This window comes from Sporosarcina sp. FSL K6-1522, from assembly GCF_038622445.1.
Taxonomy (GTDB): domain Bacteria; phylum Bacillota; class Bacilli; order Bacillales_A; family Planococcaceae; genus Sporosarcina.
Map to the genome: position 1 here is coordinate 3,997,820 of NZ_CP152019.1, position 16,433 is coordinate 4,014,252.

The 16,433-nt window shown below is 40.7% G+C and carries 13 protein-coding genes; 1 reads left to right on the top strand and 12 read right to left on the bottom strand.

Going from position 1 to position 16,433, the window contains the following annotated elements; genetic code table 11:
* The first annotated feature begins 246 nt into the window (after window positions 1-246).
* A complete protein-coding gene (locus MKY34_RS20090) occupies window positions 247-1,551 on the top strand; it encodes a globin-coupled sensor protein (RefSeq protein ID WP_342512875.1) in 1,305 nt (434 codons plus the stop codon).
* 616 nt (window positions 1,552-2,167) lie between these two features.
* Here the strand turns inward: MKY34_RS20090 and MKY34_RS20095 are convergent.
* The 12 genes from MKY34_RS20095 to MKY34_RS20150 form a co-directional block, all read right to left on the bottom strand.
* Complete coding sequence (locus MKY34_RS20095) at window positions 2,168-3,913, bottom strand: acyl-CoA dehydrogenase family protein (RefSeq protein ID WP_342512876.1); 1,746 nt, start codon at window positions 3,911-3,913, stop codon at window positions 2,168-2,170.
* A gap of 4 nt (window positions 3,914-3,917) precedes the next feature.
* Window positions 3,918-5,405 carry an AMP-binding protein gene (locus MKY34_RS20100; RefSeq protein ID WP_342512877.1) on the bottom strand — a complete coding sequence of 496 codons (1,488 nt, stop codon included), beginning with the start codon at window positions 5,403-5,405 and terminating at the stop codon, window positions 3,918-3,920.
* 18 nt (window positions 5,406-5,423) lie between these two features.
* The gene (locus MKY34_RS20105; protein WP_342512878.1) at window positions 5,424-5,804 is read right to left on the bottom strand and encodes a MerR family DNA-binding protein; all 381 of its coding nucleotides are present in this window, start codon (window positions 5,802-5,804) and stop codon (window positions 5,424-5,426) included.
* Between the two features lie 270 nt (window positions 5,805-6,074).
* A complete protein-coding gene (locus MKY34_RS20110; protein ID WP_342512879.1) occupies window positions 6,075-6,209 on the bottom strand; it encodes a hypothetical protein in 135 nt (44 codons plus the stop codon).
* Between the two features lie 265 nt (window positions 6,210-6,474).
* Window positions 6,475-7,167 (bottom strand): N-acetylmuramoyl-L-alanine amidase, encoded by a 693-nt coding sequence (locus tag MKY34_RS20115; RefSeq protein ID WP_342512880.1) that lies wholly within the window; start codon window positions 7,165-7,167, stop codon window positions 6,475-6,477.
* A 177-nt stretch (window positions 7,168-7,344) separates the two neighbouring features.
* The gene (locus MKY34_RS20120) at window positions 7,345-8,256 is read right to left on the bottom strand and encodes a nitronate monooxygenase (protein WP_342512881.1); all 912 of its coding nucleotides are present in this window, start codon (window positions 8,254-8,256) and stop codon (window positions 7,345-7,347) included.
* 83 nt (window positions 8,257-8,339) lie between these two features.
* Window positions 8,340-9,878 carry an AMP-binding protein gene (locus MKY34_RS20125; protein WP_342512882.1) on the bottom strand — a complete coding sequence of 513 codons (1,539 nt, stop codon included), beginning with the start codon at window positions 9,876-9,878 and terminating at the stop codon, window positions 8,340-8,342.
* A gap of 57 nt (window positions 9,879-9,935) precedes the next feature.
* On the bottom strand, window positions 9,936-11,489 hold the full coding sequence (locus MKY34_RS20130) for a long-chain-fatty-acid--CoA ligase (protein ID WP_342512883.1): 1,554 nt from the start codon (window positions 11,487-11,489) through the stop codon (window positions 9,936-9,938).
* 21 nt (window positions 11,490-11,510) lie between these two features.
* Window positions 11,511-12,977 carry a hypothetical protein gene (locus MKY34_RS20135; RefSeq protein ID WP_342512884.1) on the bottom strand — a complete coding sequence of 489 codons (1,467 nt, stop codon included), beginning with the start codon at window positions 12,975-12,977 and terminating at the stop codon, window positions 11,511-11,513.
* 86 nt (window positions 12,978-13,063) lie between these two features.
* Window positions 13,064-13,447 (bottom strand): hypothetical protein, encoded by a 384-nt coding sequence (locus tag MKY34_RS20140; RefSeq protein ID WP_342512885.1) that lies wholly within the window; start codon window positions 13,445-13,447, stop codon window positions 13,064-13,066.
* Window positions 13,448-13,469: 22 nt separating this feature from the next.
* The gene (accC, locus tag MKY34_RS20145) at window positions 13,470-14,825 is read right to left on the bottom strand and encodes an acetyl-CoA carboxylase biotin carboxylase subunit (protein WP_342512886.1); all 1,356 of its coding nucleotides are present in this window, start codon (window positions 14,823-14,825) and stop codon (window positions 13,470-13,472) included.
* A 30-nt stretch (window positions 14,826-14,855) separates the two neighbouring features.
* Entirely contained in the window at window positions 14,856-16,415 is a 1,560-nt protein-coding gene (locus MKY34_RS20150) for an AMP-binding protein (protein ID WP_342512887.1), read from the bottom strand.
* Window positions 16,416-16,433: the final 18 nt, after the last annotated feature.

Below are 16,433 nucleotides of genomic sequence, written 5' to 3' on the forward strand. Positions count from 1 at the left end.
AGTCTTGTTTCACTTTCACTACATTCCACCTCTCCAAATAAGTGGAGTTCTCGTTAGGATAGTCTTTACTTTAATTTGTCCATCAAGGCAATACAGCACTTGGATAATCGTTTTTTCGATTATTACTAAGCTCCACCCCTAAAATAGGTATTTAGAATTATCGCACTAATTCTACATTACTGAAGTCATTTGATTATAAATATCCTATGATATACCATATATCTAAAAGGAGTTATCACCTTTGTTATGAAAATATACAATCGTTTGCGCTTCACAAACAATCAAAAGTCTGGTATTGACTTTTCCCAAACTCAATCTGTCAAAATTGATGTTGCTAAGTTCCCAGAAGTCCAAAAACAAATTGCTATGATCCATTTAACTACGTACGATTTAGAAATTCTTCGACATCTAAAGCCGCATATCGGACCATTTCTTACAAATGCAGTCGATAAATTTTACAAAGCACTGGCCATCGAGCCCTCGTTAATGCACATTATTAATGCAAATAAAGGTGTAGATCGTTTAAAAACTTCACTATCACGCCATTTAAATGAAATGTTCGACGGTTGTATCGATATGAGCTATCTTCAGCAACGAAAAGTCATTGCACATGTACACGTCCAGATTGGATTAGAACCCAAATGGTATATGGGTGCTTTTGAATCTTTGTTTACGGAGTTCTCTTGCTTCGTTGAAAACTTGTCGATTACAACGAAAGAAAAAATAGCTTTGATACGCGCGTTCAATCGGATTTTAAATTTGGAACAGCAATTGGTACTAGAAGCCTATGAGGATGAGCATGAACACAGAAGAGTGGAAGAAACGAAATTAAAAGCAACCATCAAACAAAAAGTACTAGAAACTACCCAAGAGTTGGCTGCAATCAGTGAGGAAACAAGTGCTTCCCTTGAACAATTATCGGTTGAATCCATGGTGATTCGAGATTTCACTAGCCAGAGCCTGACCTTAGTGACCGATACGGAACAAAAATCGCATGCAGGCACAGATTTATTAACAGATCAAACAAAGCAAACCGAAGCAGTTATTAGCAGTATTCAAGACTTGGAGAAAAAAATGAACCAAGTACAAGCATCTGCCAATCAAATTCGAGATATCGTTGATTTAGTAACTGCCATAGCGAACCAAACAAACTTGCTCGCTTTAAATGCGGCCATTGAAGCAGCACGAGCGGGGCAACATGGAACTGGATTTGCCGTAGTTGCTACAGAAGTACGTAAACTCTCCGAAGACACAAAAGAGGCAATCAGCAACGTAACCGGTTTAGTAGGAAATACGAACGAAGGCATCGCTGACATGATGCAATCCATATCCACTATGCACAATCTGATTGATAATAATGCAGAAAGTAATAAGCATGTAACTGAGGCCTTTGACGTTATTGTCCAATCAATGGCTGGTATTAAAGAACAAAGTGAACAGTCAAACGCCGAAATAATCACCATTTCCGAAATTCTTGGCGAAATCAATAAAGCCGTCCAAGTACTAGCAGAATCCTCAGATGGACTTATAAATACGATTGAAGATCTTTAAGTCTAGGAGAGTGGCACTGACCCGACTCATAAAAAATGTGAATCGGGTCAGTGACCTAGCACCCGTAGCTATTACATCTCTATTTCCCTCTTTAAAACACCCTTGTTAGCCCACAGTATCCCTCTAAAAATTTCCAGTTAGAGGTTTTCTCCTCCCGCAATTGTTAAGGCCACTCATACAACCAATTAAGAATTGTATCCCAAAAAATTATAAAAACTAATAAAAATAATGATGAATTTAATAAACACACATAAATTACTGTTGTTAGAACAACTAACACTTTAGCGATATTAGAACGACTATTTCAAATACAACCTAGCAAAAACAAACTTGAAAATAGTATGACTATAAAAATAGAAATAAATAATGTTGTTTAATAAGAATCCACAGATCCATTTCACATCTCCTTTATCTCAAGTTTTCTGAATGGATTTGATAAGGTATAGCACAAGCCATTTATTAAAACTTTACTACACCCCTCCTTTTATAGGGCACACAGTCCCTCACACAGTTTCCCTAGTCCCCATATAATTAGTTTCAAAATCAAAAAAAGTGTCCAGCTTTTACACCGAACACTTTAACTTTATCTACGTCTTTCTATTCAAAAAAAAAGAGATTAGATTTTTTTCTCCTCAAAGCACACCAGCGTATTAAAAACTTCATCTGAAATACTGAAATTTGATAGTATTCCTTTGTCCGCCGAACGATCAAACCTTATACGAACCCATTGTTCGACTGCAAGTACTCTTCGACCATCACCAGTTTTTTCAACATCGTACTGTGCCTCTTCAAGCAGATATACACCAGAAACGACATCAAACATGGCATCGGCTAATTTTTTTGCTAACGCGGTTTGGGTATATTCATCTTGCTTTAGTATATGACCAATCAATTCTTCAAGGCGATTAACCTCTTCAATAAAGAACGTTTTCATATCCTTTACCTCTTCAAGATGAATTCCCTTTAATACATCTTGAAGTTTAGCAATCAAACCATTCCCACTTACTTTTTGCAACATCTTCAAAATCTCAAGGGACTGAATATTTGCAGTTCCTTCCCATACCGGGTTAACAATCGCGTCACGGAGTAAACGTGGCGTGACATAGTTCTCAATATAACCATTTCCCCCGTGAAGTTCCAATGCATCTTTGGCTGCCGAAACACCTAATTCACTGCCACGGTATTTTAGTAAGGAGAGTAGTATGCGCAATATTGCATAGTCTTCCTCATTTTTATTGTCATAAGTATGTGTCGTATCAAATAACTTCATTGTTTGTGCAAGAATAGCCCAAGATGCTTCGATTTCCGTTATCATATTTACTAAAGTTTCTCTTACCATTGGATATCGACTAATACTTTGCCCAAAAGCTTCTCTATGATTTGTGTAAATTGCCGCCTCAAGAAATGCTCGTCTTGCAATCGCGATTCCAGACAACCCTGTTGCCAAACGTGACACGTTCAATGCTTCTGCCATGTATTTAAATCCTGCATTTTCATCCCCGATTAAATATCCAATGGCCTCATTAAATACTAACTCACCACTAGCGACTGCACGAACTCCCAGTTTATCTTTAAGACGAAGAATTGAAATATTATTTCTTTGTCCATTAGATAATGTACGCGGGACAATGAATAGACCCAAACCCTTTGTTGACGGTTTATCATTTACCCGTGCTAATACAATCATTACATCAGCATCACAGTTGCTAACAAACCACTTCTCTCCAGATATTAAATAATGATCCCCACTCTTAACAGCCCGGGTTGTCGCAGCTCCAACATCTGATCCACCTTGAATTTCTGTTAACGATGTAGCTCCCTCCAAACGCTTTTGGGAATCCCATGAGGCGAGAGGAGATAAATATTCAGCTTTCTGCTGCTCCGAGCCAAACTTCTCAAGAACAAATGCAGTAGATTGAGACAAACCTACCGGGCAAGTAAAACCTGGCTCCGTCTCGCACATCAAATATAATAAAATTGAATTGACGACAAATGGAATTTTTTCTGGGGCCTTTTCATCGTAACGATATGCGACAACACCTGTTCCGTATCCATCTTTAACCGTCTGCTTATATCCTTCGTTATACCAAATTTCATTAATTTCTTCGCCTTTTTTATTATATCGAACCAATACTGGAGCACCTTCCCGATCCGTATGAACGGCTCTTTCATCCATTGCTCCTGCTGCAAGAGCACCCGTGTCCTTAAATGCTTTCTCTACATAGTTAAAGACCGAATCTGATAAATAACGCTTAGCATAACGCGTTAAAATTGGATCATCACTATACCAATTCGCATCATTCCCATTTTCCCATTTTCCATAATTGATTTTAGTCTGCTTTTCAATTGTATTTAAACTCATTTAGCTACATCTCCTTTACATTTTGTTTCAATATTTTGCCGCTCGCAGTATGTGGTAACGCTTCCACAAAACTATATAAGCGAGGTTGCTTGTATTCAGCCAAGTAATTCGCAACATATTTCCTAAGATCCGCTTCAGTTGCATGCTGATTCTCTTTAAGTACAATAACAGCTTTGACTGTTTCACCCCATTCGTTATGCGGCACTCCTACAACACAAGCCTGATAGACAGCTGAATGCTTCACCAATACTTCTTCAATTTCTCTCGGATATACATTGATTCCTCCAGGAATAATCACATCTTTTTGCCGATCAACTATGAAAAAATAACCATCTTCGTCTTTATAGGCGATATCCCCTGTATAAAACCAGTTGTTCTTTATCACTTCTTCCGTAGCTACCGAGTTATTATAATAGCCCGTCATTAAGGATTTTCCTTTCATGACAATCTCACCAAATTCACCAGTTGCCGCTTCAGAACCATCTTCATCCACAATCTTCATTTCATCCACATTTAACAAGAGCGTCTTTCCTACACTACCGTTTTTAGTTATATGTTCATCCGGTTTCAAAAAACACCCAGCAGGACCGGCTTCAGTCATGCCATAGACTTGATAAAAGTTATTGTTTTTAAATTTACTTGTAACAAATTCAAAAGACGCAAGCGGCATTGCACTACCTCCATACGCAAATACCCGCATACTCGAAAGATCGAACTCCTCAATATTCTCTTCTTTAGACGCCAATAAATAAGCAACAGGTGCCGCAAATGTAATTGTAGTTTTCTCCTCATGTATCCATTGTAGGAATGATTGTGGAGTAAAATCATCTATTACAATAGATGCTCCCGCATAGAGAGGGGCAAGTGTAAAATTATTCAATGGAGCCGAATGGGACAAAGGCATAATTGTCAATGCCTTATCTTCATCTGTAAGGTTAAACCCAACCGACAGCGCATGAGCAACCTCAAATATTTGTTCATGTGAAAATACAACCCCCTTTGGAACTCCAGTTGTTCCTGAGGTAAATAAAATTTCACAAGTGTCCTTTATATCAATCGACAAATTTAAATTTGATGACTCATTTGATGTTGATTTTTCAACAATACTATTAATATTGAACACGAGTGAAGATGGCAGCCCTTTAGTCGCACTGACTGTGGAAGCCCATTCTCTTTCAAAGATAATTCCATTCGCGTCTACGTTCTTTAGAATGGCATCCATCTCACCTGCTGTTAATTTTGCATTTACCGGCATAGGAATTGCACCTAATTTGAGCAATGAAAAGTAAGAAAAGAAGAAATTCACGTTATTCCCTGAAATGATTGCTATCCTGCTACCTTTCTCTATCCCCAGCCCTTGTAAATGTCTAGCAACTTGATTCACTTTTTTATTCATTTCCAAATAACTCATTCGGGTAGAGCGAGTGATAATTGCATCTTTATCCGGATATTTTTCAGCATTCTTTTCTAATAAACTATGAATTGTAATCATAGTTAACCCCCTCGTATATTATTTCTCTTCTATAATTCTTTTACGGTTTCCTAGAATCTCAGCTTTTAACGCCTCTAATTCGAGGATTTTTTCCTCTATTTCAATGATTTTTTTGTCGGAGTATTCTATTATTCGTTCTTTTTCTTTTTCTCCAGCCGGATTATTTTCATAAAGGTCAACCATTTCTTTAATTTCCTCAAGCTTAAAACCCATTCTTTTTCCCCGTAAAATTAATTTTAATCTCGTACGTTCTTTAGCAGTAAAAAAACGTTGCTGATTTTTATCTTCTCTTTCCTCAGATTTTAGTAAGCCAACCTCCTCATAATATCTAATTGTGCGAGTACTGATATCAAACATGGAAGCGATTTCATTTATTGAATACTTTTTTGTTTTTTTCATTTACTTGGTTCCTTCTCCTTCTTTCAGCTAAAACCTTTCAGATTGACGTTAACGTAAACTATAATCCGATAATAACACTTCCTTCGCAAATATGTCAAATTATTTAAAATCTATAGAATAGTCTGCACTTAACAAAGTTTGAGTTTGCCCCTAACATAGATATGTCAAAGCAAAAAAGTGACACCATTAAACTCATTTCTGAATTTAAAAGCGTCACTTTTTTAGATTTATACTCTTGGTGAACATAGTTCGGAAGATACTTAACCCTTTTTACAACCGATTACTATTAAGATGACAATCACTTAAATATTCACCAACCCCAATTAGAACCCCTGCGATTACACTCCCTGCAGTGGCATCGAAAATCATCTTCACGCCGACGGTCCCAACGACGTCGATTATCACGATCAGATCTTACTTCTCGACACTCGCAAACCAACTCTACCCGATTTCTTCGTCTCCGATCTTCAAAACACATATCCTCATCACTCCTTCTATCTTTTCATAAGTCGGCCGACTCTATGATTAGTATATGTACAAGCTTGTAAAGTGATTGGACAAACCCCATTTGATTTTCAAGATAATATGTGCTTCCGTCATTACTAGCACTTCTTTTCTACTAAAAAAGCAATCAGTCCACCCTCTAAACAATGGACAGATTGCTTTAAATTCACTCATTTCCCTCACGCTGATCAACAATCACTTTCAGTGCAAGCGCATCATCCAATGACAATTTTCCAGCTTTATAATCCTTGAGCCATTTGTCAGTTAGTACTCCTTTATGAATTGCATCCGTTAAAAACTGCTCATAAGCTGCTTTCAACGTCGGTGAACTTGGGTTAAACATACGTATCTCCTCCTTTGGTGGCGCATTTAATTCTGCCAAACGTTTGGCAATTCGGTCTTTCACGGACTGTGCCCGTCCCTCCGCAAAAATCCGGTGCGGGCAGTCCTTGCCACTCCAATCACGATGCCATTTCACACGATCAACGCCCCAGCCATACTGTTTTAGCACATGGGCTACGTAGTCAATCGCATTCGCTTCCGCTTCTTTGTATCGCTGTCCGCCCGATTTCGAATAACAAATTTCAATCCCAATGGACTTACGATTGCCGGGCCCATTGCCATCTCCCGCATGCCAAGCATTGCGCGTAAACGGGATCGCTTGTACCGCGTATTTATCATCAATCGCGACATGATACGATACTGGCGACGCGTTCCGGGTCATATAGGCAACTTCATTAAGCGCCGAAGCATCATTGTACGTATTATGAATCGTCACGTATTGCGGCTTCATCGTAAATGGTGCTTTTAGTTTGTACAATGATGTCGGGATGAATTTATCGATAATGGTATATGCCATGTTCCTCACCTGCTTTCTCAACTAAAGTCTTTCTGCCAGCATCAAACAAGCCAACAAAATCCTTTGCTTTCTAGTATATGACGCTATGTAGACAACCCCTATGGCAACGCCCAATCTCGATATCAGTAAGCAATCTCCAAAATTAAAAGAACGCCCAGATGGACGTTCTTACTTTTACTAATTCTTGATCTTTCTTTCATCAAAAGTATGTAAAACTGCCTCATACTCTTTCACCAATGTTTCCACAATTTCCTTTGTTGTTTCGCGTTTCGTCACAGTCGTTACCCCTTGCCCCGCCGACCATATATCGCGCCAGGCTTTAACACTAACCAAATGAGAAAAATCCACTTCTTCTTTTGATTGAAGCGTCGTGGGATCAATTCCTTCTTTCACGATACTCGGAATGAGTAAATTCGCATGTACTCCACTAAAGGAATTTGTGTACAAAATGTCTTCAATTGTTGCGTCGAGCACCATTTGCTTATAGGCTTCCGATGCATCGCTTTCATCTGCCGCTAAGAAACGCGTGCCCATGAATGCATAATCGGCACCCATGATTTGAGCTGCCGCCACATCCGCACCGCTTGACATCGAGCCCGATAAAATAATCGTGCCATCGTAAAATTGTTTCACTGCGGCAATAAAAGCAAATGGATTTAAGCTCCCACCATGGCCCCCTGCCCCCGCACAAACTAAAATCAAGCCGTCCACACCTGTCGCTGCTGCCTTTTCAGCATGCTTAACCGTCGCTACATCCGAATAGACAAGCCCTCCGTAGGCATGTACGATTTCGAGTACTTCGCCTGGATGACCAAGTGACGTAATCACAATCGGCGGCTGATAATCTCGGATTAACGCCAAATCATCCTCATATCGCCGATTCGTCTTTTGATGGCAGATAAAATTCACTGCCCATGGTCGATTGCCCAATCCATCCTTCACTTCTTGAAGCCATTGTGCACATTGCTCGACTGGACGCGCATTTAATAGAGGAAACGAACCAATAACACCCGCTTTTCCTGCTTCAATGACCATTTTAGGCGTCGATACTAAAAACATTGGTGCAACGATAACTGGTAGTTTCAACATATAATCATCCTCTCCATTCCTTGTGAATTGTAAATAACACTACTCCCTCTAACATGATGTATACAATAAGCTTCCTCACACTTTTAAGTTATCACCACCCTTCGATCCCAAACGGTCGAACTTGCCGTACTAATTTCTTTTTTCAAAGCGGATTTTTGAATTTTTTGCGTTGCCGTCTTCGGCAAGCTTGCCCGAAATTCGATAAATCGTGGAATTTTATACTTCGCCATTCTAGACTCGCACCATTCTATAATTTCTTCTGGTTGGATATGCTCACCTTTTTTCACAACGATATACACTTTCACTTCTTCGCCGCGTACGTTATCCGGAACCGAAATAGCCGCTGCCTCCATAATTTTCGAATGCGCCATTAATACTCTTTCAATCTCAGCCGAAGATATATTTTCTCCATTTCGTCGAATAATATCTTTCTTGCGATCCAAAAAGTACAAAAAGCCCTCCTCATCTAAATAACCAATATCTCCCGAATACATCCAACCACCACGATATGCCTTTTGCGTTTCAGCTATGTTGTTCCAATATCCAAGCGTTAAAGAAGGCCCTGTAAAAATGATTTCCCCCGCCTGATGCGGCGGCAATGGCTTGCCTTTTTCATCAACAATCATGATTTTATGATTATCAAAAGCTGTGCCACTAGATCCAACCCTCCGATTCCCCACACGATTTACCGTGCCTCCACCTTCTGTCATGCCAAATAGTTCAATCATTTCTAGTTTCCATCTTGCTTCGTATTCCTCGATTCTTTCGGGATCTGCTTGTGCGCCTACAGCCAATCGAAGCGTGTTATTCTTCTCTTCTTCTGTCTGTGATAATTTTGATAGTACAGGTAAAATAGATCCTAAATAATAGAAAACCGTCGCCTGATAGTTCGCTACTTGCTGCCAAAAAATAGTCGGTTGAAACTTGTCTAGTAGTACAATACTCGATTCTGATAATAACGATGTCGTCACCGTCAATACTTGAGCGTTCATATGAAAAAGAGGCAAACATGTCAACAATCTGTCTTTTTCAGAGAGCTCCAACGCGTTTTTGGCGGACTGAGCCAGGTGTATATAATACCTATGTGGACACATGACCCCTTTTGGATTTCCAGTTGTGCCTGATGTATAGAGAATAGCTGCTAACTCATCGGCATCCGGTACATCATAGTAAAAGCTTCCTTTTTTCTCCATTAATTTGTCTATGGAAATCCAACCATCTCGGGCCACCCCAGTCGTTATACAAAATCGAATCGAATCACATTGCGCAATGGCTGGCTGTAAAACAGGCTCAATATCCTGATCCTCGCCTATCACTCCAATCACAGCGCTGTCATTTAGAATATAGGATACTTCTTTTTCTACTAATGCAGTGTTGATGGGTACCATCACTGCACCAATCCGATTTAAAGCAAACCAAGCAAAGATAAATTCAGGGCCATTCCGAAGATATAAAGCAATTCGATCTCCTCTTTGAATACCAAGTGAACAAAATGAGTGAGCCAAAGCATTGACACCGTCATGCACATCACGGTAGGTCAATTGATCATTATCCGTAAATAAATACGCTTTATGTGGTGCATGTTTTGCATGTTGATCTAGTAATTGATTGATAAGGAACAATCTCAACACCCTTTCTCATACTTTGTCTTGGGAAAGCACAACAAAACCTAGAATGGCTCAGTCTTTCAAACTAAATTGTTCCCTCAATCGATACTTCTGAATTTTTCCTGAAGGTGTTCTTGGAAGCTCATCGACAAAGACCATTTCCTTCGGTTTCTTATAGCGTGCCAATTTGTCAGAGATGAATGCTTCTATTTCCTGTTTCGTTATTGTCATTCCTTCATTCAGAACAATGACTGCACACACGGACTCTATGAATTTCGGATCAGGAATGCCAATAATGGCTACATCTCGTATAGCAGGGTGGCGTATGAACACATCCTCCACTTCTACTGGATAAATATTTTCACCACCACTGCGGATCATGTCTTTTTTCCGACCCGATATGGCAAGATACCCCTGTGGATCTATATAACCAAGATCACCGGTATGACACCATCCATCGATAAATGTACGCGCTGTCTCTGCCTCTTTCCGCCAATAGCCCATCGACACGGACGGACTCTTTATACACACTTCTCCGATTTGATCAAAGCCCAACACATTTTCTTCATCATCTACAATTTTGAGTTCTGTAAATGGCATCGCTTTTCCAACGGTATGCCCTTTCGTTTGTGCATCCTTCGCATCAAGAGAAGCTGCGATGGGGGTTCCTTCCGTTAGGCCATATACTTGAACAAATCCAACATGTGGATATTTCTCATTGAGCTGTTCAATTGCCCAAGGAATCACCGGATCTCCCCCAGAATAAATTTGTCGTAGATTTGTAAACTTAGATGCGGTGGCTGTAGGACTATTCAACAAATCATAAATCATAAACGGAAACAGGAAGCAGTCTGTTACTTGTTCCTTTTCCATTACATCGACGATACGCTCAATTTCAAAGCCCCCACTCTGTGTTACGATGATGGTTCCACCCACTAATAGTGTCGGAATCACAAGGTCTTCCATTGCTCCTACATGATAGAGAGGGCCGGTTGACATACCGATTGTTTCAGCATTTAGTCCCCATTTTAGTACTTGCATATTCGCAAACCATAGTGTGTTTTCATGTGACCATAGAGCCCCTTTAGGACTTCCCGTCGTGCCAGATGTATACATCAACATCACCGGATCTGCTTTGTCGATGTCTGTATGGATTGGCCCTGTCCCATTCACTTCTTCCAATTTACGCCAACCCTTTGACCACTCAGGAATGGCATGCCCATCTTTCTCAAGACATAGGTACTCTTTTACTTGGACTTTGTCGCGGATTGGAGCGATTTTTTCAGCAATATCCGAATGTAGACATAGTATTTTCGTACCTGAATCATTCAAAATGTAAGTAAACTCTTCGCTGGTTAAGCGAAAGTTAATGCGAACAGCAATCGCTCCTAACTTCGTGATAGCAAAATAGAGAGCAAAGTATTCGAGACAGTTGTACAGCAAAATCCCCACTCGATCTCCTTTTTCAATGCCCATTTGCCGAAGTGCGTGTGCATATTGACTCGTATGGCGATTTAAATCGCCATACGTCCATGCTTCATTCGACTCTACTTGTAAAGCGATTTTTTCTGGATCGATTGTTTGGATATTCTTTTCCACCCTGTTGACTAGGTATCCGACGTTCATCTTCCATTCCTCCCCTAAACGTTAGCCCTCCATTGCATCGAGCATCTTATCATCTAGTTTTACAGTCGATTTTTGTGTAAGCAACGACACAACGATGAAGACAATAATCGAAATCGCAAATGCAGCAGCCCCCACGATCACTCCTGGTGGAAGTATGACAACGCCATATTTCCCGCCAATCTCCAAGGCAAAATTCAATCCCAAGCCAATAACAATACTTGCAATCGCCCCATACTTCGTCGCCTTCTCCCAAATGAGCCCAAGTACGACAGCTGGAAAAACTGCGGACGCAAAAGTTCCCCAACCAAATACCCCTAGTAATGCTACCAATGTATCCATATAAAATGAAAATAGCGTAGAAAGCACAAGTAGCCCTACTACGGCTATTCGATTCCACAGCAATTCATTTTTCACTTGCTTATTAAAGGCTTTCGGAATATCCCTTGTTAAACCTGATGCGCCAAGCGTCACAAAGCTTGAGCCTGTAGACATAATCGCCGCAAGCAACCCTGCAATGACTAAACCACCAATAATAGGTGATGTAAAATGCGTAATAAATACAGTTAAGGCCTCATCCGGAGAAGCGAGTTCCGGGAATTTCCCTTTAATATACAGGGATCTAGCTGTTAAGCCGATACCAATCACCAATAGCGTGCTTAATGTATACGCAAACCCAGCCGTAAACGCTCCCCATTTCAATTGCTTCTGATCTTTTATCATTAAAAACTTCGTGATAAAATGAGGCTGTCCCGCGGCTCCCAAACTAAACAGAAAGATCCAACAGGCAATAGAGATAATAGAGTATGTTCCGAACGGTGATGCCAAAAGTGGATCGGCACTTTGTAAACTCTCCGTAATATTTTGTACACCACCGCCAATATTCAAGGCCATAAAGAAGATCACAACGGAAACCGTCACCATAATAATTCCTTGGAATAAATCTGTATATACGCCCGCAATAATGCCACCGCCAACGCAATAAAATCCGAGGATCGCAAGCCCAATAAGTGCTCCTACCTTTGGAGATACGCCAAATACGGTATGCATAATAATGCCCATCGCTTGCACTTGCGTACCTAGATAACCAATAACACCTAGCGTGACAGCTATCCCAATCCATCCCCTGACAGCCTTACTGTTGTATCTTTTCTCAACTACATCCCCAAGCGTGTAGATCTCACCTAGCTGACCAACCTTCCACATTCTTTTCCCTACTAAAAACCACGTCAATGCAAAACCTAAAGGAGCAGCAATTCCAACACCTGCTAGAAACCCCATGCCTCCTGAAAACGTTAAACCTGTCCCCCCCAACATGCCAAAACCACTTTGAATGGAAGAGAATGCAGCAATCGCCATGACAAACATCCCCAGGTTTTTCCCAGCTATTAAAAAATCACTTGTGGTCTTCGTTTTTCCCGTAGCCCAGACACCGATCAAAATACAGATTAGTAAATAGATAATAACAATTGTAATAATTGTACCGCTCATTTACCCCACTCCTTATCGCTAGTCTAGAAAATCATTCCGCTACTTAATGAGAAGTAGCGGATTTCTGCCGAACAAATCGGAATGCATCATGCATTAGGAACTGACTCCTCATACGTAAAGGTCCATGCGTACAGTAAGCAAATAAGATTAGTTAACGGCCATATACCTAATAAATAGACAGCCATGCTCGGTGTTAATCCTAAAATATACGAAGTTCCTCCCATAGGCGAATCAATCGTGATGATATCGAGCCAGCCATATAACATAATAAAGACGAGCGAAACCGATACCGGAATCCAGATATTACGAGGATTACTTTTCACACTTTTCGCTAGTCCTGCCAAAATCGCAATGCCGATAACAATTAAATAGGGATATAGAATTATGCGCCATGAACCCGTAAACATTCCAATAAGTGTTGCACTAACGAGCAATAGGATTGTGTAAATCATCTTATCGGAAAAAGACATCTTCGAACCCCTCCTCAAATTTTTATAACGTCAGGGATTTGGCTTGCAAATGCTGCGCCACAAAGTTGGTAGTGGTATCCCCTGCCAAGAAGGCCTCATGCTCAACCACATTTTTCAGCATCGGGATATTTGTTTTTATCCCCTCGACTACATAGTGATCTAGCGCTTGTTTCATTTCTTCAATCGCCTGTTCCCTTGTCTGGCCTTTAACAATTAGTTTCGCAATCATCGGATCATAAAAAGGTGTGACGGTTGATTGCTCAGTGACGGCAAGTTCATGGCGAATATTTGTCCCACTTGGTAATGCCATTTTCGTAATTTTTCCCGGAGATGGGAAAAATGTTTTGGGATCTTCTGCATAGATTCTCACTTCAATTGCGTGGCCGAGTCGCGTAATCTCTGTTTGAACAAATGATAGCTCTTTTCCGAATGCAATATTTAATTGTTCTTTAACTAAATCGAGCCCTGTTATTTCCTCCGTGATGGGATGTTCCACTTGCAATCTTGTATTCATTTCAAGAAAGTAGAAATTCTTTTCTTCATCTACTAAAAATTCAATCGTTCCAGCATTCACGTAGCCAATTGATTTAGCGGCTTTTACAGCAGCTTCGCCCATTTTCACACGTGTTTCTTCATCTAGAAATGGTGAAGGTGCTTCTTCCAGAACTTTTTGATGGCGACGTTGAATCGAACATTCTCGTTCCCATAGGTACACAGTATTATGCTGGTTGTCGGCCAATATTTGAATTTCAATATGCCTTGGGTTGGCGACATACTTCTCCATAAACATGGCACCATCTCCAAAGTAATCTGTGGCTCGTTTTTGATTGCCAGCGAAGGCTTTTGCTAACTCCTCATTGTTGTGTACAACTTGTATACCGATGCCCCCTCCGCCTGCAGAGGCTTTTAGCATAACCGGATAGCCGATGTCATTGGCGACCGTAATAGCTTCCTTTACATCTTGTAACGGGTAGTCAATTCCTGGAACCGTCGGGACACCCGCGGCTTTCATTAATTTTCTTGCTGCGATTTTACTACCCATTTTTGCGATGGCTTCTGCTTCTGGCCCTATGAAAACGAGTCCTGCCTCTTGGCAACGCTTCACAAAATCCGCGTTTTCCGATAGTAAACCATAGCCAGGGTGAATCGCTTCAGCTCCGGATGCTTGCGCCACTTCTATGATTTTATCGATATTGAGATAACTCTCATTGACTCGTGGTGGCCCAATTAAATAAGCTTCGTCAGCAGCTTGAACATGAAGGGCCTCTGCATCCGCCTCCGAATATACAGCGACCGTTACAATCCCCATTTCTTTACACGTTCGTATAACCCTTGCTGCAATCTCTCCACGATTGGCAATTAGTATTTTAGTAAACATAACGGGTCGTACCCCTTTCTATGACGTTGATTACTGCGGCTGAACATACAACTCTTTTAGTTTAGATTTTTGAATTTTTCCAGCTGGCGTCATGGGCAATTCATCAACAAATACGAACTGTTTTGGCACTTTATAATCTGCAAGATGTTCACGGCAATAGGTGACTAATTGTGCCTCTGTAGGCTGCACACCATCGGCTAGAATAATATAGTAACGTCCAACCTCACCGTAAAACGAATCGGGAACCCCAATACCTGCCACCATTGAAATCGCTGGATGTGCACTTAACACATTTTCAACCTCCGCTGGCAGCACATTAAATCCACCTTGAATATAAATTTCTTTTTTCCGACCTTTGAAGCTGATATAGCCTTCCTCATCAGCGGTCACAAGATCGCCAGTGTGCAGCCAGCCATCTTCTGAAAAGGTTTCTTTCGTATTTTCTTCATCGCGGTAATAGCCTTTTGCTAGACAATCACCTTTTACTACCAACTCACCCATTTCACCAATCGGAACTTCTTGGCGCTGTCCATCCACAACTTTGGCGACGAAATCGCCAATTAACACACCGATTGTTGTTTGAACCTTTTCAATTGAATCGCTCGCCCTCGATAAAATACATGCGCCCGAACTTTCACTTAGGCCGTATAAACCTACCAGTTTCGTATTCGGCATCGATTTCATGATTTCTTGACATAATGCCGGTTCAACATTTGAACCTCCTATAAAGCTAATCCGGATTGAACCTAGATCATATGACGAAAAATCTTTATCTGAAAACAACATGACATACATCGTTGGAACTCCACCAAAAAGAGTCGCTTTATGCTGCTGGATAGCGCTCAACACCTTTTCAGGCCGGAACTCCGGAATTAGCACAGCCATCCCTTTACTAATCAACGTCACAGTTACTTGACAAGTTATCCCTCCAACATGATTCAATGGCAGGCTTTGAATCGTTACATCTTCTGCGTTTATTTGAAAATGATTTACCTGCGCACGTGCTGAAGCTAAGATGCTTCGATGGGTAATCATAGCTCCTTTTGGCTTACCTGTCGTTCCAGACGTATATATCATGACAGCAAGATCCTCCGGGCTCACTTCTTTTTTACATGCGCTTAATTTATCGTGATTCACATTTCTTCCGATTAGTTCGGAAAAAGACAAACTGCCATTAAACCCTTCGCCAATAAAAATATATTTTTCAACAGATGGGACTTTTGATTGGAAGTCGAAGAAAAATTCCGAGAAATTAAAGCCTGGGATTTTATCGATAGAGACAAGTGCTTTTACCTCAGCGTGATTGAGCATATATGCCAACTCACTATCCCGATAACGAACGCTTAACGCAACAACACCAACGCCAATTTTCGCTGCCGCAAAGTACGAGATCAGCCATTCCATTTGGTTTAACGCCAAAACCCCAATATGATCTCCCCTTGTTAGTCCCTCCTCTAAAAAAGCGGAAGCCAAGCGGTCGGTCACTTCATCCAATTGCTGGTAGGTGAGGCTTTTCGAATCTTCGTATAAAAAGATATTCGTAGGGCAAGTGGCTACTGCTTCTTGCAATATGTCGTTGATTGTTTTCATCTTAAAATCCCCCTAACA

Excerpts from the sequence above, each read along its gene's own strand:
- MKY34_RS20090 (WP_342512875.1), top strand. The coding sequence starts at position 247 with ATGAAAATATACAATCGTTTGCGCTTCACAAACAATCAAAAGTCTGGT.
- MKY34_RS20095 (WP_342512876.1), bottom strand. The coding sequence starts at position 3,913 with ATGAGTTTAAATACAATTGAAAAGCAGACTAAAATCAATTATGGAAAA.
- MKY34_RS20100 (WP_342512877.1), bottom strand. The coding sequence starts at position 5,405 with ATGATTACAATTCATAGTTTATTAGAAAAGAATGCTGAAAAATATCCG.
- MKY34_RS20105 (WP_342512878.1), bottom strand. The coding sequence starts at position 5,804 with ATGAAAAAAACAAAAAAGTATTCAATAAATGAAATCGCTTCCATGTTT.
- MKY34_RS20115 (WP_342512880.1), bottom strand. The coding sequence starts at position 7,167 with ATGGCATATACCATTATCGATAAATTCATCCCGACATCATTGTACAAA.
- MKY34_RS20120 (WP_342512881.1), bottom strand. The coding sequence starts at position 8,256 with ATGTTGAAACTACCAGTTATCGTTGCACCAATGTTTTTAGTATCGACG.
- MKY34_RS20130 (WP_342512883.1), bottom strand. The coding sequence starts at position 11,489 with ATGAACGTCGGATACCTAGTCAACAGGGTGGAAAAGAATATCCAAACA.
- MKY34_RS20135 (WP_342512884.1), bottom strand. The coding sequence starts at position 12,977 with ATGAGCGGTACAATTATTACAATTGTTATTATCTATTTACTAATCTGT.
- MKY34_RS20140 (WP_342512885.1), bottom strand. The coding sequence starts at position 13,447 with ATGTCTTTTTCCGATAAGATGATTTACACAATCCTATTGCTCGTTAGT.
- accC (WP_342512886.1), bottom strand. The coding sequence starts at position 14,825 with ATGTTTACTAAAATACTAATTGCCAATCGTGGAGAGATTGCAGCAAGG.
- MKY34_RS20150 (WP_342512887.1), bottom strand. The coding sequence starts at position 16,415 with ATGAAAACAATCAACGACATATTGCAAGAAGCAGTAGCCACTTGCCCT.